Source organism: Sideroxyarcus emersonii (assembly GCF_021654335.1).
Classification (GTDB): Bacteria; Pseudomonadota; Gammaproteobacteria; order Burkholderiales; family Gallionellaceae; genus Sideroxyarcus; species Sideroxyarcus emersonii.
On sequence record NZ_AP023423.1, the window covers coordinates 718,949 to 743,879 of the forward strand.

General features: G+C 56.7%; 39 protein-coding genes. 35 read left to right on the forward strand and 4 right to left on the reverse strand.

All coding sequences use genetic code 11. The annotated features are described in order from the left end of the window. The first annotated feature begins 66 nt into the window (after positions 1-66). From rpsL to rplQ, 33 genes are all read left to right on the forward strand, one after another. Positions 67-444: a 30S ribosomal protein S12 gene (gene rpsL / locus L6418_RS03445; RefSeq protein WP_237248080.1), complete on the forward strand. Its 378-nt coding sequence runs from the start codon at positions 67-69 to the stop codon at positions 442-444. Between the two features lie 32 nt (positions 445-476). Beyond that, complete coding sequence (gene rpsG / locus L6418_RS03450; RefSeq protein ID WP_237248081.1) at positions 477-947, forward strand: 30S ribosomal protein S7; 471 nt, start codon at positions 477-479, stop codon at positions 945-947. Between the two features lie 27 nt (positions 948-974). Then, positions 975-3,071, forward strand: a complete 2,097-nt coding sequence (fusA, locus tag L6418_RS03455; RefSeq protein WP_237248082.1) for an elongation factor G — start codon at positions 975-977, stop codon at positions 3,069-3,071. A 26-nt stretch (positions 3,072-3,097) separates the two neighbouring features. Beyond that, positions 3,098-4,288, forward strand: coding sequence for an elongation factor Tu (gene tuf, locus L6418_RS03460; protein WP_237248073.1), 1,191 nt, complete (start codon positions 3,098-3,100; stop codon positions 4,286-4,288). Positions 4,289-4,376: 88 nt separating this feature from the next. Then, entirely contained in the window at positions 4,377-4,688 is a 312-nt protein-coding gene (rpsJ, locus tag L6418_RS03465; protein WP_237248083.1) for a 30S ribosomal protein S10, read from the forward strand. A 72-nt stretch (positions 4,689-4,760) separates the two neighbouring features. After that, positions 4,761-5,405, forward strand: coding sequence for a 50S ribosomal protein L3 (gene rplC, locus L6418_RS03470; protein ID WP_237248084.1), 645 nt, complete (start codon positions 4,761-4,763; stop codon positions 5,403-5,405). Beyond that, a complete protein-coding gene (rplD, locus tag L6418_RS03475) occupies positions 5,405-6,025 on the forward strand; it encodes a 50S ribosomal protein L4 (protein ID WP_237248085.1) in 621 nt (206 codons plus the stop codon). The genes rplC and rplD overlap by 1 nt, the downstream gene beginning before the upstream one ends. Then, on the forward strand, positions 6,022-6,339 hold the full coding sequence (gene rplW / locus L6418_RS03480) for a 50S ribosomal protein L23 (protein ID WP_237248086.1): 318 nt from the start codon (positions 6,022-6,024) through the stop codon (positions 6,337-6,339). Before rplD ends, rplW begins: the two co-directional genes overlap by 4 nt. A gap of 3 nt (positions 6,340-6,342) precedes the next feature. Further along, the gene (gene rplB / locus L6418_RS03485) at positions 6,343-7,170 is read left to right on the forward strand and encodes a 50S ribosomal protein L2 (RefSeq protein ID WP_237248087.1); all 828 of its coding nucleotides are present in this window, start codon (positions 6,343-6,345) and stop codon (positions 7,168-7,170) included. Between the two features lie 12 nt (positions 7,171-7,182). After that, positions 7,183-7,464, forward strand: coding sequence for a 30S ribosomal protein S19 (gene rpsS, locus L6418_RS03490; RefSeq protein ID WP_237248088.1), 282 nt, complete (start codon positions 7,183-7,185; stop codon positions 7,462-7,464). 9 nt (positions 7,465-7,473) lie between these two features. Next, positions 7,474-7,803, forward strand: a complete 330-nt coding sequence (gene rplV, locus L6418_RS03495) for a 50S ribosomal protein L22 (RefSeq protein ID WP_237248089.1) — start codon at positions 7,474-7,476, stop codon at positions 7,801-7,803. A 3-nt stretch (positions 7,804-7,806) separates the two neighbouring features. After that, positions 7,807-8,523 (forward strand): 30S ribosomal protein S3, encoded by a 717-nt coding sequence (rpsC, locus tag L6418_RS03500; protein ID WP_237248090.1) that lies wholly within the window; start codon positions 7,807-7,809, stop codon positions 8,521-8,523. Continuing rightward, positions 8,507-8,923 carry a 50S ribosomal protein L16 gene (rplP, locus tag L6418_RS03505; protein WP_237248091.1) on the forward strand — a complete coding sequence of 139 codons (417 nt, stop codon included), beginning with the start codon at positions 8,507-8,509 and terminating at the stop codon, positions 8,921-8,923. The genes rpsC and rplP overlap by 17 nt, the downstream gene beginning before the upstream one ends. A gap of 2 nt (positions 8,924-8,925) precedes the next feature. Further along, positions 8,926-9,120: a 50S ribosomal protein L29 gene (rpmC, locus tag L6418_RS03510; RefSeq protein WP_237248092.1), complete on the forward strand. Its 195-nt coding sequence runs from the start codon at positions 8,926-8,928 to the stop codon at positions 9,118-9,120. After that, on the forward strand, positions 9,117-9,380 hold the full coding sequence (rpsQ, locus tag L6418_RS03515) for a 30S ribosomal protein S17 (RefSeq protein WP_237248093.1): 264 nt from the start codon (positions 9,117-9,119) through the stop codon (positions 9,378-9,380). Before rpmC ends, rpsQ begins: the two co-directional genes overlap by 4 nt. Before the next feature lie 137 nt (positions 9,381-9,517). After that, complete coding sequence (gene rplN / locus L6418_RS03520) at positions 9,518-9,886, forward strand: 50S ribosomal protein L14 (protein WP_237248094.1); 369 nt, start codon at positions 9,518-9,520, stop codon at positions 9,884-9,886. A 20-nt stretch (positions 9,887-9,906) separates the two neighbouring features. Continuing rightward, complete coding sequence (gene rplX / locus L6418_RS03525; protein ID WP_237248095.1) at positions 9,907-10,221, forward strand: 50S ribosomal protein L24; 315 nt, start codon at positions 9,907-9,909, stop codon at positions 10,219-10,221. 11 nt (positions 10,222-10,232) lie between these two features. Next, positions 10,233-10,772 carry a 50S ribosomal protein L5 gene (gene rplE, locus L6418_RS03530; protein ID WP_237248096.1) on the forward strand — a complete coding sequence of 180 codons (540 nt, stop codon included), beginning with the start codon at positions 10,233-10,235 and terminating at the stop codon, positions 10,770-10,772. 7 nt (positions 10,773-10,779) lie between these two features. Continuing rightward, positions 10,780-11,085, forward strand: coding sequence for a 30S ribosomal protein S14 (gene rpsN, locus L6418_RS03535; RefSeq protein WP_237248097.1), 306 nt, complete (start codon positions 10,780-10,782; stop codon positions 11,083-11,085). 10 nt (positions 11,086-11,095) lie between these two features. Continuing rightward, entirely contained in the window at positions 11,096-11,491 is a 396-nt protein-coding gene (rpsH, locus tag L6418_RS03540; protein WP_237248098.1) for a 30S ribosomal protein S8, read from the forward strand. Between the two features lie 9 nt (positions 11,492-11,500). Next, positions 11,501-12,034 (forward strand): 50S ribosomal protein L6, encoded by a 534-nt coding sequence (gene rplF / locus L6418_RS03545; protein WP_237248099.1) that lies wholly within the window; start codon positions 11,501-11,503, stop codon positions 12,032-12,034. Positions 12,035-12,045: 11 nt separating this feature from the next. After that, positions 12,046-12,402: a 50S ribosomal protein L18 gene (gene rplR, locus L6418_RS03550; protein ID WP_408641568.1), complete on the forward strand. Its 357-nt coding sequence runs from the start codon at positions 12,046-12,048 to the stop codon at positions 12,400-12,402. Between the two features lie 13 nt (positions 12,403-12,415). Continuing rightward, on the forward strand, positions 12,416-12,940 hold the full coding sequence (gene rpsE / locus L6418_RS03555) for a 30S ribosomal protein S5 (RefSeq protein ID WP_013028921.1): 525 nt from the start codon (positions 12,416-12,418) through the stop codon (positions 12,938-12,940). A gap of 3 nt (positions 12,941-12,943) precedes the next feature. Beyond that, positions 12,944-13,144, forward strand: coding sequence for a 50S ribosomal protein L30 (rpmD, locus tag L6418_RS03560; RefSeq protein ID WP_013028922.1), 201 nt, complete (start codon positions 12,944-12,946; stop codon positions 13,142-13,144). Continuing rightward, positions 13,145-13,579, forward strand: coding sequence for a 50S ribosomal protein L15 (gene rplO / locus L6418_RS03565; protein WP_237248100.1), 435 nt, complete (start codon positions 13,145-13,147; stop codon positions 13,577-13,579). A 21-nt stretch (positions 13,580-13,600) separates the two neighbouring features. After that, entirely contained in the window at positions 13,601-14,896 is a 1,296-nt protein-coding gene (gene secY, locus L6418_RS03570; RefSeq protein ID WP_237248101.1) for a preprotein translocase subunit SecY, read from the forward strand. Then, entirely contained in the window at positions 14,897-15,115 is a 219-nt protein-coding gene (infA, locus tag L6418_RS03575) for a translation initiation factor IF-1 (protein ID WP_013028925.1), read from the forward strand. A 24-nt stretch (positions 15,116-15,139) separates the two neighbouring features. After that, on the forward strand, positions 15,140-15,256 hold the full coding sequence (rpmJ, locus tag L6418_RS03580; protein WP_013028926.1) for a 50S ribosomal protein L36: 117 nt from the start codon (positions 15,140-15,142) through the stop codon (positions 15,254-15,256). A gap of 60 nt (positions 15,257-15,316) precedes the next feature. Next, positions 15,317-15,682 (forward strand): 30S ribosomal protein S13, encoded by a 366-nt coding sequence (gene rpsM, locus L6418_RS03585; RefSeq protein WP_237248102.1) that lies wholly within the window; start codon positions 15,317-15,319, stop codon positions 15,680-15,682. A gap of 20 nt (positions 15,683-15,702) precedes the next feature. After that, complete coding sequence (gene rpsK / locus L6418_RS03590) at positions 15,703-16,092, forward strand: 30S ribosomal protein S11 (protein WP_237248103.1); 390 nt, start codon at positions 15,703-15,705, stop codon at positions 16,090-16,092. Positions 16,093-16,104: 12 nt separating this feature from the next. After that, positions 16,105-16,734, forward strand: coding sequence for a 30S ribosomal protein S4 (rpsD, locus tag L6418_RS03595; RefSeq protein ID WP_237248104.1), 630 nt, complete (start codon positions 16,105-16,107; stop codon positions 16,732-16,734). Positions 16,735-16,751: 17 nt separating this feature from the next. Further along, the gene (locus L6418_RS03600; RefSeq protein ID WP_237248105.1) at positions 16,752-17,720 is read left to right on the forward strand and encodes a DNA-directed RNA polymerase subunit alpha; all 969 of its coding nucleotides are present in this window, start codon (positions 16,752-16,754) and stop codon (positions 17,718-17,720) included. 41 nt (positions 17,721-17,761) lie between these two features. Further along, positions 17,762-18,151 carry a 50S ribosomal protein L17 gene (gene rplQ / locus L6418_RS03605; protein ID WP_237248106.1) on the forward strand — a complete coding sequence of 130 codons (390 nt, stop codon included), beginning with the start codon at positions 17,762-17,764 and terminating at the stop codon, positions 18,149-18,151. Positions 18,152-18,217: 66 nt separating this feature from the next. Here rplQ and L6418_RS03610 read toward each other — a convergent pair whose 3' ends face one another. The 4 genes from L6418_RS03610 to uvrA form a co-directional block, all read right to left on the reverse strand. Beyond that, positions 18,218-18,628: a hypothetical protein gene (locus tag L6418_RS03610; RefSeq protein ID WP_237248107.1), complete on the reverse strand. Its 411-nt coding sequence runs from the start codon at positions 18,626-18,628 to the stop codon at positions 18,218-18,220. Then, the gene (locus L6418_RS03615; protein ID WP_237248108.1) at positions 18,625-18,960 is read right to left on the reverse strand and encodes a hypothetical protein; all 336 of its coding nucleotides are present in this window, start codon (positions 18,958-18,960) and stop codon (positions 18,625-18,627) included. Before L6418_RS03615 ends, L6418_RS03610 begins: the two co-directional genes overlap by 4 nt. Before the next feature lie 132 nt (positions 18,961-19,092). Further along, positions 19,093-19,614 carry a CAP domain-containing protein gene (locus L6418_RS03620; RefSeq protein WP_237248109.1) on the reverse strand — a complete coding sequence of 174 codons (522 nt, stop codon included), beginning with the start codon at positions 19,612-19,614 and terminating at the stop codon, positions 19,093-19,095. Next, the gene (gene uvrA / locus L6418_RS03625; RefSeq protein WP_237248110.1) at positions 19,611-22,430 is read right to left on the reverse strand and encodes an excinuclease ABC subunit UvrA; all 2,820 of its coding nucleotides are present in this window, start codon (positions 22,428-22,430) and stop codon (positions 19,611-19,613) included. The genes L6418_RS03620 and uvrA overlap by 4 nt, the downstream gene beginning before the upstream one ends. Before the next feature lie 194 nt (positions 22,431-22,624). On the opposite strand from uvrA, the gene L6418_RS03630 reads away from it, so the two are divergent. Next, entirely contained in the window at positions 22,625-23,446 is an 822-nt protein-coding gene (locus L6418_RS03630; protein ID WP_237248111.1) for an alpha/beta hydrolase, read from the forward strand. Between the two features lie 108 nt (positions 23,447-23,554). Next, entirely contained in the window at positions 23,555-24,931 is a 1,377-nt protein-coding gene (locus L6418_RS03635; RefSeq protein ID WP_237248112.1) for an MFS transporter, read from the forward strand.

Genomic DNA, 24,931 nt, shown 5'->3' on the forward strand with positions numbered 1-24,931 from the left:
AGTTGCAGAGCGATTATTTTTAGTTAATCAATTAATTTTTAAACAGTTTTCAGGAAGCGAGAAACAATGCCAACCATTAACCAGTTAGTCCGCACAGGCCGTACGGCGGAAGTGACCAAGAGCAAGGTGCCGGCTCTTGCGGGTAGTCCTCAAAAGCGCGGTGTCTGTACGCGTGTCTACACCACGACGCCAAAGAAGCCGAACTCGGCGCTGCGTAAGGTCGCCAAGGTGCGCTTGACCAATGGTTTCGAGGTCATCTCCTACATCGGCGGTGAGGGGCACAACCTGCAAGAGCACAGCGTGGTCTTGATTCGCGGTGGCCGTGTGAAGGACTTGCCTGGTGTGCGTTATCACATGGTGCGCGGCAGCCTGGATACGGCTGGCGTGAAGGATCGCAAGCAGTCCCGCTCCAAGTACGGCGCGAAGCGTCCGAAAAAAGCGTAATTCCGAATTACAGATATAACTGAGGTATTGATATGCCAAGACGTAGAGAAGTCCCCAAGCGCGAAGTCCTGCCCGATCCGAAGTTCGGAAATCAGGATTTGTCCAAGTTCGTCAACGTACTGATGACTGCCGGCAAGAAGTCGGTTGCTGAGCGCATTTTGTATGGTGCGCTGGAGCAGGTTGGAAAGAAGAGCGGCAAGGACCCGATCGAGGTGTTCAATCAGGCGATTGCCAATGCCAAGCCTCAGGTGGAGGTGAAGAGTCGTCGCGTGGGTGGTGCCAATTACCAGGTTCCGGTCGAGGTTCGTCCTTCCCGTCGCATGGCCCTGGCAATGCGCTGGCTGAAGGAATTTGCGCGCAAGCGCGGTGAAAAATCTATGGGTATGCGTCTGGCTGGCGAGTTGATCGATGCATCTGAAGGTCGCGGCGGTGCGGTGAAGAAGCGCGAAGAAGTTCATCGTATGGCCGACGCCAACAAGGCTTTCTCGCATTTCCGTTTCTAAAAGCATAAAGACAAGGTTAGGTATACCGTGGCACGCAAAACACCAATCGAACGCTATCGCAATATCGGCATCAGTGCGCACATTGATGCGGGTAAAACTACGACCACTGAGCGCATCCTGTTCTATACGGGTGTAAGTCACAAGATCGGTGAAGTGCACGATGGTGCTGCTACGATGGACTGGATGGAGCAGGAGCAGGAGCGCGGCATTACCATCACCTCGGCTGCGACCACCTGTTTCTGGAAGGGGATGGATAACAACTTCCCTGAGCATCGCTTCAACATCATCGATACGCCGGGGCACGTGGACTTCACCATCGAGGTGGAGCGTTCCATGCGCGTGCTGGACGGTGCCTGCATGGTTTACTGCGCTGTGGGTGGTGTGCAGCCCCAGTCCGAGACTGTGTGGCGTCAGGCCAACAAATACAAGGTGCCGCGCCTGGCGTTCGTGAACAAGATGGACCGCACTGGCGCCAACTTCTTTAAAGTGGTCACGCAGATGCAGACCCGTCTGCGGGCGAACCCTGTTCCTCTGGTGATCCCGATTGGCGCCGAAGAGGGTTTTACGGGTGTTGTCGATCTGATCAAGATGAAGGCAATCATCTGGGATGAAGCCTCTCAGGGGATGAAGTTCGAATATACGGAGATTCCGGCGGAGCTGGTGGCGACTGCCAAGGAATGGCGCGAGAAGCTGGTCGAGAGCGCTGCAGAGGTGTCCGAGGAGATGATGAATCTTTACCTCGAAAACGGCGACTTGTCTGAAGAGCAAATCGTTCAGGGCATCCGCACGCGTACCATTGCATGCGAGATTCAGCCGATGTTGTGCGGTTCTGCGTTCAAGAACAAGGGCGTTCAGCGCATGCTGGATGCCGTGATCCAGTTCCTGCCTTCTCCGGTCGACATCCCCGATGTGACGGGCGAAAGCGAAACCGGCGAGCCGATCAGTCGCAAGGCCGACGATAGCGAGAAATTCTCCGCCCTGGCGTTCAAGTTGATGACCGATCCGTTCGTTGGCCAGCTGACTTTTGTGCGTGTCTATTCCGGCGTGCTGAAGAAGGGCGATACTGTATACAACTCCGTGCGTGGCAAGAAGGAGCGTATCGGCCGTATCGTGCAAATGCACGCGAATAATCGCGAAGAGGTCGATGAGATTCTGGCGGGCGATATCGCCGCCTGTATCGGCTTGAAGGAAGTGACCACCGGCGAGTCGCTGTGTGATCCGGACAAGCCGATCATCCTCGAGCGCATGGTGTTCCCGGAGCCGGTGATTCACGTTGCCGTCGAGCCGAAGACCAAGGCGGACCAGGAAAAGATGGGTATTGCGCTGGGCCGTCTGGCCGCGGAAGATCCTTCGTTCCGTGTGCGTACCGATGAAGAGTCCGGCCAGACCATCATGTCCGGCATGGGCGAGTTGCACCTGGAGATTCTGGTTGACCGCATGAAGCGCGAATTCGGCGTGGAAGCCAATGTGGGCGCGCCGCAGGTTGCGTACCGCGAAGCGATCCGCAAGTCCGTGGAAGTGGAAGGCAAGTACGCCAAGCAGACCGGCGGTCGCGGTCAATACGGCCACGTTTGGATCAAGATGGAGCCGAACGAGACGGGCAAGGGCTTCGAGTTCGTCGACGCGATCAAGGGTGGTACTGTTCCTCGCGAATTCATCCCGGCGGTTGAAAAGGGCCTGCGCGAATCGCTGCCGAGCGGTGTGTTGGCCGGCTTCCCGGTCGTTGATGTCAAGATCACATTGTTCGACGGTTCCTACCACGATGTGGACTCCAACGAAAACGCGTTCAAGATGGCTGCATCCATGGCGTTCAAGGACGGCATGCGCAAGGCCAGTCCGGTGCTGCTGGAGCCGATGATGTCGGTGGAAGTGGAGACGCCGGAAGACTATACCGGCACGGTGATGGGTGACTTGTCCTCCCGTCGCGGCATGGTGCAGGGTATGGACGACCTGCCCGGCGGCGGCAAGACAGTCAAGGCTGAGGTGCCCTTGTCCGAGATGTTCGGTTACTCGACCTCGCTGCGTTCCGCAACGCAGGGCCGTGCGACCTACACCATGGAATTCAAGCACTACACCGAAGCGCCAAAGAACGTTGCTGAAGCAGTGATGAACAGCAAGAAATAATTTAGAACTAGTCGGAGAGATTAATCATGGCAAAGAGTAAATTTGAACGTACGAAGCCGCACGTGAACGTAGGGACGATTGGGCACGTAGACCACGGCAAGACCACGCTGACAGCGGCGATCACCACCGTATTGTCGAAGAAGTTTGGCGGCGAAGCCAAGGCATATGACCAGATCGACGCAGCGCCGGAAGAGAAGGCGCGCGGCATCACCATCAACACCGCCCACGTTGAATATGAAACGGCGACGCGCCACTACGCCCACGTTGACTGCCCGGGACACGCCGACTACGTCAAGAACATGATCACCGGTGCTGCCCAGATGGACGGCGCCATCTTGGTGGTATCCGCAGCCGACGGCCCGATGCCCCAGACTCGCGAACACATCCTGCTGGCCCGCCAAGTGGGTGTTCCCTACATCATCGTCTTCCTGAACAAGTGCGACATGGTGGACGATGCCGAACTGCTGGAACTGGTTGAAATGGAAGTGCGCGAACTCCTGTCCAAGTACGAATTCCCCGGCGACGACACACCCATCATTCACGGCAGCGCCAAGCTGGCAGTGGAAGGCGATCAGAGCGAACTGGGCGAACCCTCCATCTTCCGCCTGGCAGAAGCCCTCGACAGCTACATCCCGACACCCGAGCGCGCCATCGACGGCGCCTTCATCATGCCCGTGGAAGACGTATTCTCCATCTCCGGCCGTGGCACCGTGGTGACCGGTCGTATCGAGCGCGGCATCGTCAAGGTTGGCGACGAACTTGAAATCGTCGGCATCAAGCCCACCCTGAAGACCACCTGCACCGGCGTCGAAATGTTCCGCAAACTGCTGGACCAAGGCCAGGCTGGCGACAACGTCGGCGTGCTGCTGCGCGGCACCAAGCGTGAAGAAGTCGAGCGCGGCCAGGTTCTGGCCAAGCCCGGCTCCATCACCCCGCACACCAAGTTCACGGCCGAGATCTACGTGCTGGGCAAAGACGAAGGTGGCCGTCACACCCCGTTCTTCCAGGGCTACCGTCCGCAGTTCTACTTCCGTACCACCGACGTGACCGGCGCGGTCGAACTGCCGGCAGGTACCGAAATGGTGATGCCTGGCGACAACGTCAGCATCACGGTGAACCTGATCAACCCGATCGCGATGGAAGAAGGCCTGCGCTTCGCGATCCGCGAAGGCGGTCGTACCGTCGGCGCAGGTGTGGTTGCCAAGATCATCGAGTAAGAATACAATGCGCGCCCTCGCGCGGCTTGCGCCGCGCGTTTTCGTTCTTTAAACCAGCGGCTATGCCGCGTAGATGCAAGAGAAGATTATGCAAAGTCAAAAAATTCGCATCCGCCTGAAGGCGTTCGATTACCGTTTGATCGATCAATCCGCGTTGCAGATCGTGGATACGGCAAAGCGTACGGGTGCTGTGGTCAAGGGCCCGGTTCCGCTGCCCACCAAGATCGAGCGTTTCGATGTGTTGCGTTCGCCGCATGTGAACAAGACTTCGCGCGATCAATTCGAGATCCGCACACATCTTCGACTGATGGACATCGTTGATCCGACAGACAAGACTGTCGATGCGCTGATGAAGCTGGATCTGCCGGCTGGTGTGGATGTGGAAATCAAATTGCAGTAATTGTGGTCAAGTAGTTTTGCAGTATGAATCGGCTGACCAATTGAAGTCAGCCCCTTAATAAAAGGAAATAAAATGAGCTTAGGACTTGTCGGTCGCAAGATTGGCATGACCCGCATCTTTACCGACGACGGTACGTCGTTGCCGGTAACCGTGCTGGACGTGTCCAACAATCGTGTCACCCAGATCAAAACCGCTCCCACGGATGGCTACAGTGCGGTGCAGGTTGCGTACGGCACCCGTCGTGCCAGTCGCGTGACCAAGGCTGCTGCGGGGCATTTCGCCAAAGCCGGCGTCGAGGCTGGTAGCGTGCTTAAAGAATTTACCGCTACGCCTGAGCAGCTGGCCGGCCTGACCGTCGGTGGCAAGGTTGGCGTGGATATCTTCCAGGTCGGGCAGAAAGTCGATGTCACAGGCGTGACGATCGGTAAGGGTTATGCTGGTACCATCAAGCGTTACCACTTCAAATCCGGTCGTGCAACGCACGGTAACTCCAAATCTCACAACGTTCCAGGCTCAATCGGTATGGCGCAGGATCCGGGCCGCGTGTTCCCGGGCAAGCGCATGACCGGCCACCTGGGTGATGTGCAGCGTACCGTGCAGAATCTCAAAATTGTTCGTATCGATGCCGAGCGCCAGTTGTTGCTGGTGATGGGCGCTGTTCCAGGTGCTCCTGGCGGCGATGTTATCGTGCGTCCGGCAGTGAAGGCAGGTGCATAATGGAATTGAAAGTCATTAGCGAAAACGGCAAGGCGGCGGCAAGCGTGAACGCGTCCGACGATTTGTTCGGGCGTGAATATAACGAAACGCTGGTACACCAGCTGGTTACGGCCTATCAGGCCAACGCCCGTTCTGCCAACAGCAAGCAAAAAGGCCGTAGCGAGATTGCCAAATCCACGCGTAAGCCATTCGCCCAAAAGGGTACCGGCCGTGCGCGTGCTGGTATGGCGTCCAGCCCGTTGTGGCGCGGGGGCGGCAAGATTTTCCCGAACAGCCCGGATCAAAACTACACCCAGAAGATCAATCGCAAGATGTACCGCGCGGGTCTGGCCTCCATCTACTCGCAACTGGTGCGCGATGGTCGCTTGAGCGTGGTTGATGCTTTGTCGGTGGAAGCTCCCAAGACGAAATTGCTGGCGCAAAAGATCAAGGCTATGGGCCTGGATCGCGTCCTGATTATCACTGACAGCATGGATGAAAATCTGTATCTGTCGTCGCGCAACCTGCCAAACGTGCTGGTGGTTGAGGCGCATCAGGCCGATCCCGTCAGCCTGGTTCGTTTCCCCAAGGTTCTGGTGACACGTGGGGCGATCGCAAAAATCGAGGAGATGCTGGCATGAGCGCACAAAAAATCAATGAAGAGCGTTTGCTGAATATCCTGTTGGCGCCGCAAATCTCCGAGAAGGCGACTTTTGTTGCGGAGAAGAATGAGCAGGTGATTTTCCGTGTGGCCTCCGATGCTACCAAGCCGGAAGTCAAGGCGGCGGTCGAGAAGCTGTTCAACGTTACGGTTGACAGCGTTCAGATTGCCAACGTAAAGGGCAAGCAAAAGCGTTTCGGCCGCTACATCGGTCGTCGTCAAGACTGGAAGAAGGCCTACGTGAGTCTGGCAGCCGGTCAGGAAATCAACTTTGCCGCAAGCGAGCAGGGGTAAAACATGGCATTGATCAAACTCAAACCGACATCTCCGGGAACTCGTGCAGTTGTGCGCGTGGTGACGCCGGAATTGCACAAGGGCAAGCCTGAAGCGTCGTTGCTGGAAAAGAAGACCAGGACCGCTGGGCGCAACCATAATGGCCACATCACTACGCGCCACATGGGTGGTGGGCATAAGAAACACTATCGCCTGGTGGATTTCAAGCGCGACAAGGATGGAATCCCGGCAAAAGTCGAACGTCTGGAATACGATCCGAACCGTAGTGCGCACTTGGCATTGCTGGTGTATGCGGACGGCGAGCGTCGCTACATCATCGCTCCCAAGGGGATTTCCGCGGGGGCTCAATTGATGAGCGGGCCGGAAGCGCCGATCAAGGCCGGAAATGCCTTGCCGTTGCGCAATATTCCGGTTGGTTCAACTATTCATGCGATCGAGATGTTGCCTAACAAGGGTGCTCAATTGGCCCGTTCGGCGGGGGCCTCCGTGCAGTTGCTGGCGCGCGAGGGTAGCTATGCCCAGTTGCGCTTGCGCTCGGGCGAGATCCGCAAGGTGCATGTCGATTGTCGTGCAACCATCGGTGAAGTGGGTAATGGTGAGCATTCCCTGCGTTCTATTGGCAAAGCTGGCGCGAATCGTTGGCGCGGTATTCGCCCGACAGTGCGCGGTGTGGCCATGAACCCGGTCGATCACCCGCACGGTGGTGGTGAAGGAAAGACTGCGGCGGGCCGTCATCCGGTCAGCCCGTGGGGTGTGCCAGCCAAGGGATTCCGTACGCGTCGTAACAAGCGGACTAGCGGCATGATCGTGCGCCGTCGCTTTCAGGTTTAAGGGGTAATAGATATGGCACGTTCAGTTAAAAAAGGCCCGTTCGTCGATCTGCATCTGATGAAGAAGGTGGAGGCGGTGCGTACAACCAACGATAAGCGCCCAATCAAGACATGGTCGCGTCGTTCCACGGTGCTGCCCGAATTCGTCGGCTTGACGATCGCGGTGCACAACGGCAAACAGCATGTTCCGGTGTATGTTTCCGAGAACATGGTTGGCCACAAGCTTGGCGAATTTTCCTTGACCCGCACTTTCAAAGGTCACGCTGCCGATAAAAAAGCAGTCGCCAAGAAATAAGGAGACATGATGAGTACAAAAGCAGTCATCCGTGGTGTTCGCCTCTCAGCGCAAAAGGCTCGTCTGGTCGCCGATCAGATTCGCGGCTTGCCGGTTGCGCAAGCCTTGAACATCCTGGCCTTCAGCCCGAAAAAGGGTGGAGGCATCATCAAGAAGGCACTGGATTCCGCGATCGCCAATGCAGAACACAACGACGGTGCCGACATCGACGAATTGAAGGTTACTACCATCTACGTGGACAAGGGAACATCTTTGAAGCGCATGATTCCGCGTGCAAAAGGGCGCGGTACTGGCATTGAAAAGCAAACCTGCCACATTACGATCACAGTCGGGAGCTAAAGCATGGGTCAGAAAATTCATCCAATCGGGTTCCGTCTGAGTGTTCAGAAGAACTGGAGCTCCAAGTGGTATTCCAATAGCAAGCACTTCTCTGAATTGCTGCTGAAGGATATCGAGGTGCGTGACTATTTGAAGAAAAAACTGGCTGGTGCCGGGGTTTCCAGGATCGTTATCGAACGGCCGGCAAAAAATGCCAAGATCACTATCTACACAGCTCGTCCAGGTGTGGTGATCGGTAAGAAAGGCGAAGATATCGAAGTCCTGCGCAACGAGCTGAAGAAGCGCATGGGCTTGCCTGATGTGGGGTTGAATATCGAAGAAGTGCGCAAGCCGGAAGTGGACGCGCAGTTGATCGCCGATTCCATCACCCAGCAACTCGAGAAACGTATCATGTTCCGTCGTGCCATGAAGCGTGCGATGCAGAACGCGATGCGCCTCGGCGCGCAAGGCATCAAGATCATGAGTTCGGGTCGTTTGAATGGTATCGAGATCGCGCGTACCGAGTGGTACCGTGAAGGTCGGGTGCCGTTGCATACCCTGCGTGCCGATATTGACTACGGCACATCGGAGGCATTGACTACCTATGGCCTGATCGGAGTGAAGGTTTGGGTTTACAAGGGTGATCATCTGGCTGGGCAGCAGGAAATCGCGGCCCCAGTCGTTGCGGAGCCAGAAAAGAAAGTAAGAAAGTCGGGGGCAAAACATGCTACAGCCAGCTAGAAGAAAATACCGCAAGGAGCAGAAGGGCCGTAATACCGGCGTTGCGACTCGCGGCAACAAGGTCAGTTTCGGCGAATTCGGCCTGAAGGCCGTCGGTCGCGGGCGCCTCACGGCGCGCCAGATCGAAGCGGCACGCCGTGCCATGACTCGTCACATCAAGCGCGGTGGACGTATCTGGATCCGTATTTTCCCGGATAAGCCGATTTCCAAGAAGCCAGCCGAAGTGCGTATGGGTAATGGTAAGGGCAGTCCGGAGTACTACGTTGCCGAAATACAGCCTGGCAAGATGCTGTACGAGATGGACGGCGTAGATGAGGTGTTGGCGCGTGAGGCTTTCCAGTTGGCTTCTGCCAAGCTGCCAATCGCCACCACGTTCGTGGTTAGACAGGTAGGGGCATGATCATGAAGGCAAGTGAACTGAAGACTAAGTCGGTGGCCGATTTGCAGCAAGAGCTGCTGTCCCTGAACAAGGAGCAATTCGGCTTGCGCATGCAGGTGGCGACACAGCAATTGAGCAATACCAGCCAATTGACCAAAGTGCGCCGCAACATCGCACGTGTGAAAACGATATTGACAGAGAAGGGTGTGCAGCAATGAGTGCAACGAATCTGAAACGTGAATTGACCGGGACTGTTGTCAGCAACAAGATGGACAAGACGGTCACCGTGCTGGTTGAGCGCAAGGTCAAGCACCCGGTGCTGGGAAAAGTTGTGCGCGTTTCCAAAAAGTACCATGCACACGATGAAAATAATGAGCTCAATCAAGGTGATGTGGTTACCATCGAGGAGACTCGCCCCATGTCCAAAACCAAAACTTGGCGCGTTTCCAAGTTGCTGGAAAAGGCTAACGAGATTTAATTCGACAAATTAAAGCTTGTGCATTTTGACAAGTTTGAATAGAATGCGCGGCTTCGTTTCACCGTCGCTTGCGGCGGCCTAACCCGAACGGGTTCCAAAACTAGCCGCCGCAGGCGGACAAAGTTGGAGATTGAAAAATGATACAAATGCAGTCTGTTTTAAATGTGGCCGACAATACCGGTGCACGTTCTGTTATGTGCATCAAGGTGCTGGGTGGTTCCAAGCGCCGTTATGCGGGCGTCGGCGACGTGATCAAGGTTAGCATTCGGGATGCGGCCCCGCGTTCGCGCGTCAAAAAAGGCGAGGTTTACAGCGCCGTGGTGGTGCGTACTGCCAAGGGTGTGCGCCGCTCGGACGGCTCGTTGATCAAATTCGATGGCAATGCGGCTGTTTTGCTGAATAACAAGCTGGAGCCGATTGGCACCCGCATTTTTGGACCGGTGACTCGTGAGCTGCGTAATGAGAAGTTCATGAAGATCGTCTCTCTGGCACCGGAAGTGCTGTAATCGGCAGTCGAGGAAAAATCATGCGCAAGATTAAAAAGAATGACGATGTGATCGTCATCACCGGCAAAGACAAAGGTAGTCGCGGCAGCGTGTTGAGCGTGCTGGATAACGACCATGTCCTGGTGAGCGGTATTAATAAGGTTAAAAAACACCAGAAGCCGAATCCGGTGAAGGGTACGACGGGTGGCATCGTGGAGGTGGAGAAGCCGATTCACATCTCCAATATCGCGATCTACAACGCGACTACCAAGAAGGCCGATCGTGTGGGTGTTAAGCAGCTGGAGGATGGTCGCAAAGTGCGAGTGTTCAAGTCCAGCGGCGAAGTGATAGCGTAAGGGGTAAGAGCATGGCTCGTTTAAACGACTACTACAAGAAGACGGTGGCGCCGCAGCTGATGAAGCAGTTTGGCTACAAGTCCGTCATGGAAGTGCCGCGCATCGAGAAAATCACCCTTAATATGGGTGTTGGTGAGGCGGTGGCTGACAAAAAAGTAATGGATCACGCTGTCAGCGATATGCAGAAGATTGCCGGGCAAAAGCCGGTTGTGACGAAATCGAAGAAGTCCATTGCCGGCTTCAAGATTCGCGAAAATTACCCGGTTGGCTGCAAGGTGACCCTGCGCCGCGATCGCATGTTTGAGTTTCTGGATCGTCTGGTGACGATCGCTATTCCGCGTATACGCGATTTCCGCGGCATTTCCGGGAAATCTTTTGATGGCCGTGGCAACTACAACATGGGCGTCAAGGAGCAGATCATTTTCCCCGAGATCGAGTACGACAAGATCGACGCCTTGCGTGGCATGAACATCACGATCACGACTACGGCGAAGACCGACGAAGAGGCCAAAGCGCTTCTGTTGGCGTTCAAATTCCCATTGAAGAACTGAGGGCGATATGGCTAAGACCGCATTGATTAACCGCGAGCAGAAGCGTCGTGACACGGTGAAGAAATTTGCTGCCAAGCGTGCTGAACTGAATGCGATTGCGACCAATATGTCGCTAAGCGAAGAGGAGCGCTTTGCTGCGCGTCAAAAATTGCAAGCGTTGCCGCGCAATTCCAGTCCGGTGCGCCTGCGTAACCGTTGTGCGCTGACTGGTCGTCCGCGCGGCACGTTCCGCAAGTTCGGATTGGGTCGTACCAAGTTGCGTGAGTACGCGATGCGCGGCGAAATCCCTGGTGTAGTCAAGGCAAGCTGGTAAGGGTGAATTTATGAGCATGAGTGATCCTATCTCCGATATGTTGACGCGTATTCGTAACGCGCAAATGGCGGAAAAAGTAACGGTGTCTATGCCTTCTTCCAAGATCAAGGCGGCTATCGCCAAGGTTTTGCAGGACGAAGGTTATGTTGACGGTTTCAAGGTTGTGACTAACGATGGCAAGCCCGTCCTGGAGATCGGCCTTAAGTATTACGCTGACCGCCCGGTCATCGAAAAGATCCAGCGAGTAAGTCGTCCTGGGTTGCGGGTATATAAGGGTAGCGAAGATATCCCGCGCGTGATGAACGGATTGGGTATCGCTATCGTTTCCACCTCAAAAGGTCTGATGACGGACCGCAAGGCACGTGCCAATGGTATTGGCGGCGAAGTCCTGTGCATTGTCGCGTAAGGGGGAAGCATGTCTAGAGTCGCTAAAAATCCTATCGCTGTTCCCGCTGGTGTTGAAGTGACGGTGGCAGCCGATAAAATTTCCGTAAAGGGGCCGCTGGGTACCCTGACGCAAGTGTTGAAGGGTGACGTTGCTGTTGAGCGCCAAGGTGATGCTTTGCTGTGCAAGGCCACCAATGAATCGGCGCAAGCTGATGCGCAGTCCGGGACAATTCGTGCTTTGCTGGCGAACATGGTGGTTGGTGTCAGCAAAGGTTTCGAGCGCAAACTGACCCTGGTTGGCGTTGGTTATCGGGCGCAAGCTGCGGGTGATTCGTTGAACCTGACGCTGGGCTATTCGCATCCCGTGGTGCACAAGATGCCCAAAGGTGTGAAGGTTGCAACGCCAAGCCAGACCGAAATCGTGTTGACAGGTCCGGACAAGCAGCAAGTCGGACAAGTTGCCGCTGAGATCCGGGCATATCGTGAACCTGAGCCTTACAAGGGCAAGGGAGTGCGTTATTCCGACGAAGTGGTGATCCTGAAAGAAACCAAGAAGAAATAATCGAGGTTGATATGTTGAACAAGAATGAAGCGCGTCAGCGCAGAGCACGCAAAACCCGTGCACGCATCGCTGAACAAAAAACTGTGCGTCTGGCGATCCACCGCACTAACCTGCATATCTATGCCCAGGTCATCTCTGCTGACGGTGGCAAGGTGCTGGCAAGTGCCTCCACGCTGGAAGCGGATGTGCGCAAGAGCGTCGGCAATGGCGGCAACGCTGCCGCTGCTGCTGTGGTCGGCAAGCGTATCGCCGAAAAGGCCAAAAGCGCCGGGATCACCGCAGTCGCATTCGACCGTTCCGGCAACAAGTACCATGGTCGCATCAAGGCGCTGGCTGATGCCGCGCGCGAACATGGCTTGCAGTTCTAATCTGGGGTGAACCATGGCACAAGCTAAACAAGGCAAGAATCAGCAAGTAGAAGACAAGGGTGACGGCCTCATCGAAAAGATGATCCACGTCAACCGCGTGACCAAGGTTGTGAAGGGCGGCCGTATCATGGGCTTCGCTGCACTGACCGTGGTGGGTGACGGCGACGGCCGTATCGGCATGGGCAAGGGAAAGTCCAAGGAAGTGCCGGTCGCCGTGCAGAAGGCGATGGAAGAGTCCCGCCGAAAGCTGGTCAAGGTGAATCTGAAGGAAGGTACGCTGCACCATGCAGTGATCGGCCGTCATGGTGCCGCCAAGGTTTATATGCAGCCCGCCTCCGAAGGTACCGGCATTATTGCGGGTGGAGCGATGCGTGCAGTGTTCGAGGCTGCCGGTGTGCGCAATGTGCTGGCAAAATGCATTGGTTCCAGTAACCCGTATAACGTGGTGCGTGCCACCTTGAACGGATTGAAGGCGCTGAATTCTCCAGCCGAGATTGCAGCAAAGCGCGGCAAGAGCGTAGAAGAGATTACGGGGTAAGCCATGGCACAAGCTAAAACGGCGCAAGCCAAAAAATTGAAGGTGACGCTGGTGAAGAGCATTATCGGCACCAAGGAGTCTCACCGCGCGACGGTGCGCGGTTTGGGGCTGCGTCGTATGCACCATACGGTCGAAGTGGAAGACACTCCGGCAGTTCGTGGCATGATTAATAAAGTGTACTACTTGGTCAAGTGCGAGGCGTAAATGCAACTCAATCAAATTAAACCTGCTGCGGGTTCTAAGCACGCCAAGCGTCGCGTTGGTCGCGGAATTGGTTCCGGTCTTGGCAAGACTGCTGGTCGCGGCCATAAAGGACAGAAATCTCGTTCCGGCGGTTTCCATAAGGTCGGTTTCGAGGGTGGCCAGATGCCGCTGCAACGCCGTTTGCCCAAGCGCGGTTTCGTATCTTTGACACGCGACGACACGGCGCAAGTGCGTTTGTCCGATCTGCAAAAGTTGCCGGTTGACAACATCGATCTGTTGGCATTGAAACAAGCCGGTGTTGTACCAGCGACTGCGCTGACTGCCAAGGTTGTGTTGTCGGGCGAGATCAAGCGTGCGGTGAAGTTGCAAGGCCTGCTGTTGACCAAAGGCGCGCGAGCTGCAGTTGAAGCGGCTGGCGGTAGTATCGCGGAATAAGGGTAATCTGTGAACAAGGCAGTGAGCAAAAGTAAGTACGGCGATCTGGGGCAACGTCTCTGGTTCCTGCTGCTTGCATTGATCGTCTACCGGATCGGTGCGCATATCCCGGTTCCCGGTATCGATCCGAATGTGCTGGCGGATCTGTTCAAGTCGCAAAAGGGCGGAATTCTAGGCATGTTCAACATGTTCTCGGGTGGTGCCCTGTCGCGCTTTACCATATTTGCGCTGGGCATCATGCCTTATATTTCTGCCTCCATCATCATGCAGCTGGCTGCGATTGCGGTTCCCCAGCTTGAGCAGTTGAAGAAGGAAGGCGAGGCCGGCCGCCGCAAGATTACGCAGTACACTCGCTATGGCACCCTGTTGCTCGCGTTGTTCCAGGCATTTGGCATTTCAGTGGCTTTGCAGTCTCAGGCTGGCTTGGTCTTGCATCCTGGATCGATGTTCCAGATGACGACGGTGGTGACCCTGGTTACAGGAACGATGTTCCTGATGTGGCTGGGTGAGCAGATTACCGAGCGGGGGTTGGGTAACGGCATCTCGCTGATTATTTTCGCGGGTATCGCTGCAGGCTTGCCGAATGCGCTGGGCAATACACTGGAAATGGCGCGCACGGGAGCATTTTCGATTCCGCTGGTGCTGACACTGTTCATTGGCGCGATTTTGGTCACTGGGCTGGTGGTTTTCGTTGAGCGCGGCCAGCGTAAAATCCTGGTGAACTATGCCAAGCGCCAAGTTGGTAACAAGGTGTATGGCGGGCAAAGTTCTCATCTGCCGTTGAAGCTGAACATGGCTGGCGTCATTCCGCCGATCTTCGCTTCCAGCATCATCCTGTTTCCCGCGACGCTGGCGGGTTGGTTCGGATCGGGTCAGAACATGACTTGGCTGAAAGATGTGAGTGAAAAGCTGTCGCCGGGGCAGCCGATTTATGTGCTGTTCTATGCAGCAGCCATCATATTCTTCTGTTTCTTCTATACGGCGCTGGTGTTCAGCCCGAAAGAAACGGCTGACAACTTGAAGAAGAGCGGCGCATTCCTGCCAGGTATCCGTCCAGGCGAGCAGACTGCGCGCTACGTCGAGAAGATCATGCTGCGTTTGACCCTGGTGGGTGCGGTATACATCACCTTGGTGTGTTTGTTGCCGGAGTTCTTGGTGGTGAAGTGGAATGTCCCATTCTATTTCGGGGGGACCTCGCTGCTGATCTTGGTGGTGGTGACTATGGATTTCATGGCCCAAGTGCAATCGTATATGATGACTCATCAGTACGAGAATCTGTTGAAGAAGGCCAATTTTAAGGCTGGGTTGACGCGATAAATGGCGAAAGAAGACGTCATCCAGATGCAGGGTGAAGTTGAAGAGTCCCTGCCCAACGCGACATTCCGGGTGAAGTTGGAAAATGGCTTTGTTGTGCTCGGCCATATTTCCGGCAAGATGCGTATGCATTACATACGCATTCTTCCTGGTGACAAGGTGACGGTTGAAGTGTCGCCCTACGATTTGAGCAAGGCGCGTATCGTTTTCCGCGCCAAGTAAGTTGAGAGAAGCAAGGAGAAGCAAATGAAAGTGCAAGCGTCCGTGAAAAAAGTGTGCCGCAACTGCAAGATAGTGCGTCGCAACCGCGTGGTTCGTGTGATCTGCAGCAGCGATCCGCGTCACAAACAGCGCCAGGGTTGATTGAGTTAAATCGCCTCTGGATGGTACAATTTACGACTTTTGAATAAATAGGGTAGCTGCATGGCTCGTATTGCCGGTGTAAACATTCCAAACCATCAACACGCCGAGATCGCACTGACCGCGATCTATGGCATCGGGCGCACTCGCGCGCAGCAGATCTGTGCTGCAGCGGGTGTGGTCACTTCCACCAAGATCAAGGATATCAGCGATTCCGACATGGAAAAGCTGCGTGACGAAGTCGCCAAGTTCACAGTGGAAGGCGACCTGCGCCGTGAGATCTCCATGAACATCAAGCGTCTGATGGATCTGGGTTGCTATCGTGGCCTGCGCCATCGTCGTGGTTTGCCGTGCCGTGGTCAGCGTACACGTACCAATGCACGTACCCGCAAAGGACCGCGCAAGTCCATCGCCGGCGCGAAGAAGTAATTTAGTAGAGGAACTAAGACATGGCAAAGCCCAGCACGAGAGTGCGCAAAAAAGTTAAAAAGAACGTTGCCGAAGGTATCGCGCACGTTCACGCATCCTTCAACAACACCATCGTGACCATTACCGACCGTCAGGGCAATGCCTTGGCTTGGTCCACCAGCGGCGGTAACGGCTTCAAGGGCTCCCGCAAGAGCACTCCTTTCGCTGCGCAGATTGCGGCTGAGCAGGCTGGCAAGACGGCGGTGGAGTGCGGGGTCAAGAATCTGGAAGTGCGCATCAAGGGCCCTGGTCCTGGTCGCGAATCCGCAGTGCGCGCGTTGAACGCGGCAGGTTTCAAAATCACCAGCATTTCGGACATTACGCCGGTACCGCATAACGGTTGCCGTCCTCCGAAAAAGCGTCGTATCTAAGGAGCATAGATCTTGGCTAGAAATCTTGATGCAAAGTGCCGCAAATGCCGCCGCGAAGGCGAAAAGCTGTTCTTGAAGGCTGAAAAATGTTTCACTGACAAGTGTGCGGTGGAGCGCCGTGCCTATGCACCGGGCCAGCATGGACAGAAGAAGAACACCCGTCTGTCCGAGTACGGTGGCCAGCTGCGCGAAAAACAAAAGCTGCGCCGAATCTACGGCATGCTGGAAGGCCAGTTCCGCCTGACTTACAAGCGTGCTGAGCAGTCCCGCGGTATCACTGGCGAAAGCCTGTTGCAACTCCTCGAATCCCGCTTGGACAACGTGGCCTATCGTATGGGTTTCGGTGGCTCGCGTGCTGAGGCCCGTCAGACCGTACGCCACAACGGCGTGCTGGTGAACGGCAAGCGCGTCAACATTCCTTCCTTCCAGGTGCGCCCTGGGGATGTGGTTGAAGTGGCGGAAAAATCCAAGGGGCAGCTGCGTTTGAAATCCGCAGTCCAGGCAGCCGAACAACGCGGCTTCCCGGAGTGGATCGAGGTGGATGCCAAGGCGTTCAAAGGAACCTTCAAGGCGGTTCCCCAGCGTTCTGAATTGCCTGCCACGATCAATGAGCATCTCGTGGTCGAGTTGTATTCCAAGTAATCCACGCGGAGTAGGATATGTCTAATAATTTGTTGAAACCTCGCATCATTGATGTTCAGCGCATCTCTGCCACCCAGGCGCGGGTTGTGATGGAGCCGTTCGAGCGCGGCTATGGCCACACCTTGGGCAATGCCCTGCGTCGTGTCCTGCTGTCTTCCATGCCAGGCTATGCGGTGACGGAAGTCAAGATCGCGGGTGTGTTGCACGAATACTCATCCATCGACGGCGTGCAGGAAGACGTAGTCGAGATCCTGCTGAACCTGAAGGGGTTGGTGCTCAAGCTGCACAATGCGCGCGAAGCGACCTTGCATCTGCGCAAGTCCGGTGCGGGTGTGGTCACTGCTGCGGACATCGAAGTGGGTGCCGACACTGAAGTTATCAATCCGAACCATGTCATCGCACATCTGGCTGCCGGCGGCAAGCTGGATATGGAAATCAAGGTCGAACAAGGCCGCGGCTATGTATCCGCTATTTCGCGCATGCAGCCTGGCGCAACCCGCCCGGTCGGCCATATCGCTCTTGACGCTTCGTTCAGCCCGGTTTCCCGCGTGAGCTACGCTGTTGAAAGCGCGCGTGTCGAACAACGTACCGATCTGGACAAGCTGATCATGGACATCGAGACCAACAGCGCCATCGATCCGGAAGAAGCAATCCGCTATGCCGCGCGCATCCTGGTTGACCAGCTTTCCGTGTTCGCTGCTCTGGAAGGTACACCGGCTCCGGTCGAAAAGCCGCAAGCTCCTAAGGTCGATCCGATGCTGTTGCGCCCGGTCGACGATTTGGAACTGACCCCGCGTTCTTCCAACTGCCTGAAGGCACAGAGCATCCATTACATCGGCGACCTGATTCAGAACACCGAAGCAGATCTGTTGCGTACCCCGAACCTGGGCCGCAAATCGCTCAATGAAATCAAGCAAGTGCTGGCAGAACACGGCCTGTCGCTGGGCATGAAGTTGGAAAACTGGACGGCAATGTCCGAGAAATAAGCTTCTTCAGCCGTGAGGCTGGATAGCAAGAGAGGAAAATCATGCGTCACCGTTTAGGACTGAGAAAACTTAACCGCACCAGTAGCCACCGTCTGGCGATGTTGCGCAACATGACCGTTTCGCTGCTGCGTCACGAAGTCATCAAGACCACCCTGCCGAAGGCCAAGGAACTGCGCCGCGTTGCCGAGCCTATCCTGACATTGGGCAAGAACCCGAGCTTGGCCAATCGTCGCTTGGCGTTCGCCCGCCTACGCGATCGCGAGATCGTCACCAAGCTGTTTGACGAACTGGGTCCGCGTTATGCTGCCCGCAATGGCGGATACTCGCGTATCCTGAAGTTCGGCTTCCGCAAAGGCGACAATGCGCCGATGGCGTTGGTTGAACTGATGGATCGTCCGGCAGATGCTCAGCCGGTAGATGCAGGCGAATAAGCAGGACATTCTCAATGCGATAAAACAGGGCCGGACTTGATCCGGCCTTGTTTTTTGCAGCACTGGCTAGGCAAACCAGCGTAAAAAGGCTGCAGCTGAAATCGCGGTGATCGCAAGTGCGGAAGACGATGCCCATGCTTTTTCTTTTCCGCGCTCGCTCCAGCGGGTGCTTTGCCAGAGATAGATTATCAGCAGCGCGATGCCGAGCGTGGCACATGCCATCTTGATCAGCAGGGCAACGATGGCAATTCCCGAAATATCGGGAAATTGATGGTAGTAGTAATAGCTGACCATGCCGAAAGTGGCGCCGCTCACGGCCTGCGTCAGCCAGCCGACCAGTACCAGCTGCGCCAATTTGCGGCGCGCCACGTTATCGCGCACCCTCCTGGCAATCAGCGATCCTGCCACCGTCGCCACGGCGCCAAAATTGTGTACGACCTGGATGGCGCTGTAGCTCAGGTTTTGCGCAGTGCTCATTGTGCAGTCACATCTACACAGCTTTCCACGCCTGTCGGGGCATGCGATTTGGTATTCACGGTCAGGCAGATGTGATGCTTGCCGGCAGGCAGGGCATCAAGTTCGGCGCTTCCTTTCTTTTCCCGCAAGACGTCCACTCGGTTGCCGTCGACGTAGAGGTGCAGGTGGTCGCCGGTTGAACCGAGCGCGGCCTCGTAGACAACCGGGGTCTTTTTGCCGGCACTTACCATGGCGCCATTCGCGGGGGAACTGATGCTGATGGAGCCATCCGCGGCAAAGGCTGAAGCGCATAGCAGAGACAAGGCGAGGGGGGCTAACTTGTTGATGTTCATGATCGTTCTCCTTGGGTGGATTATTGGAGCAAACGCATCGCCATCTAACATTAACCAATAAATATTGTCAAGTATTGTGCGAAAATGGCCGCAGGTGCGAAGCACTGTGGAGAGTCTGCCGCAGCAGGAAAATCAGTAAGGCCTTTTTCCAGCCCAGTTGCCCGGCGGCTGATATTGGCAGACCCAGACTTGTTCGCGGGTGTCTTCGCACACTGCAACGGCGCAACCGACGGTTGTCGAGGTGCGCCAGACCAGTTGCGTGTAATGTCCGCACATCTTGCCTCTGGCGCAGCGATTGTTCTTATAGTCGTAATTGGCGCGCTCGCCTGCCCAGTCGTCCACTACCGCGTCCGGGCCGATCATCTGCAAATCCCGTTTGCCGTTCGACCATTCCACGGCGCTGGCCCAGAACAGGTTCTCGCCATAGCGTCCATCAGGCTGACTGTGTTGCATCCTGCAACGGTTGTCCTGCTTCAGATGGTCCGCCCACTCCTGGGCCGAAGCAGCCAGGTCTTGTGAGTAGACCAGCGGGGGAACGCCGACTGTCTTGCGCCAGCGATTGTGGGCAGCAACCATTTCATCGGTGTCGAAACCGCTTGCCAGCGTTGGCAATGCGCCCAGCAGGCAGCCGGCAAGGAAAAGCCGCCTGATCATCTATCGAGCAGTTTCTGCAAATACGGCCCCGTCACACTGTCCGGGTTTGCTGCGATATCCCGGGGCGAGCCTTGCGCAACGATGAGGCCGCCGCCATCGCCGCCTTCCGGGCCCAGATCGACGACCCAGTCGGAGGTCTTGATCACATCCAGATTGTGCTCGATGACGACCACGGTATTGCCCTGGTCGCGCAGCTTGTGGATGACCTTGAGCAGCAAATCGATATCGTGGAAATGCAGGCCGGTAGTCGGTTCGTCGAGGATATACAGCGTACGTCCGGTATCGCGCTTGGACAACTCGAGCGACAGCTTGACGCGCTGCGCTTCGCCGCCGGAGAGCGTGGTCGCACTCTGTCCCAGCGTGATGTAACCCAATCCCACATCGAGCAGGGTCTGCAATTTGCGCGCGATGATCGGCACCGGCGCGAAGAATTCATGCGCCTGTTCCACCGTCATGTTGAGCACCTGGTGGATATTCTTACCTTTGTACTGGATTTCCAGCGTTTCCCGGTTGTAGCGATGGCCGTGGCAAACATCGCATGGTACGTACACATCCGGCAGGAAATGCATCTCAACCTTGATCACGCCATCGCCCTGGCAGGATTCGCAGCGCCCACCCTTGACGTTGAAAGAGAAACGTCCCGGGCCGTAACCGCGTTCGCGTGCCGCCGGTACGCTGGAGAACAAGTCGCGGATCGGCGTGAACAGGCCGGTATAAGTCGCGGGATTGGAGCGCGGAGTACGCCCGATGGGCGACTGGTCGACGTTGATGACCTTGTCGAAGAACTCGAGGCCTTCGATCGCGGCGTAAGGAGCGGGCTCGGCGGTGCTGCCATACAGATGTTGCGCCACTGCGTTATACAGAGTGTCGTTGATGAGCGTCGACTTGCCCGAACCGGAAACGCCGGCGATGCAGGTGAGCAGGCCGACCGGCAGGTCCAGCGTGACATCCTTCAGGTTGTTGCCGCAGGCGCCGATGATCTTCAGCCTGCGCTCCGGGTCGGCTTTGCGGTATTTCTTCGGCGCGGCAATGCTGCGTCGTCCGACCAGATAATCGCCGGTGAGCGATTGCAGGTTGGCGCACACTTCATCCGGTGTGCCTTGCGCCACGACGCGACCGCCATGTTCGCCCGCACCCGGGCCCATGTCCACCACATAGTCGGCAGTCCGGATGGCATCCTCGTCATGCTCCACCACGATCACGCTGTTGCCCATGTCGCGCAGGCGTTTCAGCGTGTCCAGCAGGCGGTCGTTGTCGCGCTGGTGCAGGCCGATGGAAGGTTCATCCAGCACGTACATCACGCCGGTCAATCCGGAACCGATCTGCGATGCCAGGCGGATCCGCTGCGCCTCGCCGCCGGAGAGCGTCTCGGCGGAGCGTTCCAGCGACAGGTAATCCAGTCCCACGTTGTTGAGGAAGGTCAGGCGGCTGGCGATCTCCTGCACGATCTTTTCGGCGATGGCCTGCTTGTTGCCGGGCAGGGCCACGTTGCGGAAAAAAGTCAGCGCCTGCTTCAGCGGCAATGCACTCAAATCATAAATGGTGCGATCGGCGACGCGAACATGGCGCGCTTCCTCGCGCAGGCGTGTGCCTTTGCAATCCGGGCATGCGCAGGTATTCAGATACTTAGCCAGTTCCTCGCGTACCGTGGGCGAATCGGTCTCGTTATAGCGGCGCTCCAGATTGTTGACGATGCCCTCGAACGGGTGTTCGCGCGTGACCCGTTTGCCGCGCTCGTTCAGGTACTGGAAGGCGATCTCTTCGCGGCCGCTGCCGTACAGCAAGATTTTCTGGATCTTGTCGGGCAGATTCTCGAACGGGCGTTCCAGATCGAAATCGTAGTGCTTTGCCAGGCTGTCGAGCATCTGGTAGTAGAACTGGTTGCGCCTGTCCCAGCCCTTGATGGCGCCGCCGGACAGCGACAGCGAAGGAAATGTCACGATGCGCTGCGGATCGAAGAAGCTGATCACCCCCAGGCCGTCGCACTTCGGGCATGCCCCCATCGGGCTGTTGAAAGAGAACAGGCGGGGTTCCAGTTCCTGCAGCGAATAGTTGCAGATGGGGCAGGCGAACTTGGCCGAGAACAGGTGCTCGATGCCCGTATCCATCTCCACCGCCAGCGCACGACCATCGGCGTGACGCAGGGCGGTCTCGAACGACTCAGCCAGGCGTTGCTTGATGTCCGGCGCCACCTTCAGGCGGTCCACCACGATTTCGATGGTGTGTTTCTGGTTCTTCGCCAGCTTCGGCAGGTTGTCCATTTCGCACACCTTGCCGTTCACGCGCAGCCGCACGAAACCCTGCGCGCGCAGTTCGTCGAACAGCTCCAGCTGTTCACCCTTGCGCTCCACCACGATGGGCGACAGGATCATCACCTTGGTGCCTTCCGGCAGGGCCAGCACTGCATCCACCATCTGTCCCACCGACTGCGCCCGCAGCACGATATCGTGTTGCGGGCAATACGGGTCACCGGCACGCGCGAACAGCAGACGCAAATAATCGTGGATCTCGGTGACCGTGCCGACCGTGGAGCGTGGATTGTGCGAGGTGGCCTTTTGTTCGATGGCGATGGCGGGCGAGAGCCCCTCGATCAGATCGACATCGGGCTTTTCCATCAACTGCAGGAACTGCCTGGCATAGGCGGATAACGATTCGACGTAGCGCCGCTGCCCCTCGGCATACAGGGTGTCAAAGGCGAGTGAGGACTTGCCCGAGCCGGATAGACCGGTGATCACCACCAACTGGTTGCGCGGCAGATCGAGGTTGATGTTCTTCAGGTTGTGGGTGCGCGCACCGCGTATCTTGATGTATTCCATGCCCGCCAGCTGCAAGTAAAGACGACCCGCCAATATACGCGAAATCGCCAGCTTTCCCAAACGGCCGCAAGTTCTGTCCCGCAAGCTCTTGCGTTATATTGACCGGGCGGCGCGGCAGGGCTGTGGGGTAATATATGGCCCGACATGCCGCCGTGGCCGGGCCCCATCATTCGAATCTTAAGTCAGAGGACATCATGGGTATTTTAGGGATTGCCTTTGTAAGTGCCTGCATCTATTTCTGGTCGATGCAGCAACACTATATTTTCGAGCCTACGAACGATTTGCAGACAACGCCCGAGCGGGTGGGGTTGAAGGCGGACGAACTCCGCATCAAATCGGGGACAGGCAGCGAAAGCGGCGAACTGTTTTCCTGGTGGATTCCTGTCGACGCAAGCGGCGCCCCCACGATGCTCTACCTGCACGGCAACGACAAGAACGTCGGTTATTACCGCGAACTTGAGTACGCACGAGAGATGCACAAGCTCGGCTACAACGTCCTGATGATCGATTATCGGGGCTATGGCAAAAGCACCGGTGGGCAACCCAGCGAAGCCAAGGTGTACGAGGATGCCGAATCCGCCTGGAACTATCTGGTCAAGCAGCGCGCCCTCGTTCCGAACCGCATTTTCATCTATGGGCACTCTCTGGGCGGGGCGATTGCCATCGATCTGGCGGTCCATCATCCGGAAGCGGCCGGGATCATCGAAGAGTCCTCGTTCACCACGATGACGGCGATGAGCAACATCGATTATGGCTTCATGCCCACCAGCCTGCTGATCCATGAGCGTTTCGACTCGCTGTCCAAGATATCTCAGCTCAAGATCCCGCTGCTGATCATCCACGGCACCTGGGACAGGACGGTTCCCACCCAGATGGCTCAGCAACTCTACGATGCCGCCCCCGAACCCAAGACCCTGAAGCTGATCAAGGGCGGGGATCACGAAGACAATTGCATCGTTGCCAGAGTGGAGTGCCGCCAGATATTCTCATCTTTCGTGTCGCAGAACCTGCATTAGCCGTGCGGGCATCTTCCAGCCTGCCGACTCCAGCGAAGTAATGGACTTTTACCAAGCTTCCGGTAGAGGTCTGCTAAAATACTCGACTATCGCCTTCATCTCTGCTTTATGTCGACCACATCCATCTCCATGACCCCACTTGAGCGGCGCGCCAGCATTGGCCTGGCCGGCATCTATGGCCTGCGCATGCTGGGACTCTTCATCATCCTGCCGATCTTTGCTTTGTATGCCGAAAAACTGCCTGGCGGGCAGAGCCATTTCCTGATCGGGATTGCGCTGGGCGCATACGGCCTGACGCAGTCCATCCTGCAGATTCCGGCCGGCTGGCTGTCGGATCGATACGGGCGCAAGCCGATCATCGTGATCGGGCTGTTGCTGTTCGCGGCGGGCAGTTTCATCGCGGCATCGGCCGACGACATCTATTGGATCATCGCCGGGCGCGTGATGCAGGGGGCCGGTGCGATCAACGCGGCAGTGATGGCGCTGACCGCCGACCTGACGCGCGAAGAACATCGTACCAAGGCGATGGCGATGATCGGCATGACCATCGGCGTTACCTTCTCCGTCTCGATGGTGCTGTCGCCGTTGCTGTATAAGCACATCGGCATGTCCGGGATGTTCTCGCTGATCGGCATCCTGGCCTTCGTTTCCATCGCCGTGGTGCTGTGGTTCATCCCCAATCCCGCCATCACGCGCTTCCATTCCGATACCGAAACCAATACCGGAAAACTGGCCGAGGTGCTGCGCAACAAGGATCTGCTGCGCATGGATTTCGGCGTGTTCACGCTGCATGCGATCCTGATGTCAGTGTTCATGCAGGTGCCGTTCATCCTGCGCGCCGACGGGCTCGATGCGCAGCACCAGTGGCAGGTCTATCTGCCGGTGATGCTGATCGCTTTCGCCCTCATGGTGCCGCCGATCATCATCGCCGAGAAGAAGGCGAAGATGAAGCAGGTGTTCATGGCCGCCATCGCGCTGGCAGCAGTGGCCCAGCTGGCGATCCTGTTCCTGCATGGCAGCATCTGGGGGGTGGCTATCTCCCTGTTGCTGTTCTTTACCGCCTTCAACGTGCTGGAAGCGACGCAGCCCTCCATCGTCAGCAAGATCGCGCCGCTGGCTGCCAAAGGTACGGCGATGGGCGTGTTCAGCAGCGTACAGTTCCTGGGCGCGTTCTTCGGCTCTGCCATGGGAGGGCTGCTGATGCAGTTCTATGGCGGCAATTCGGTGCTGGTGTTCGCAGTCGGCATGCTGCTGCTGTGGCTGGCGGTCGCTTCCGGCATGCGGCCACCGCGTCCCCTGATGACCAGGATGTATCATCTGCCCGAATTGAGCGAAGAAGCAGCGCGTGCAATGCAGCAGTCTCTGGCACAATTGCGGGGAGTGAGTGAAGTGCTGGTGGTGGCTGGCGAGCAGATCGCCTGCCTCAAGGTGGAAATCGGCGGGTTCGACGAAGACGCGGTTGAAAATCTAGTGAAAGGGGCTTGA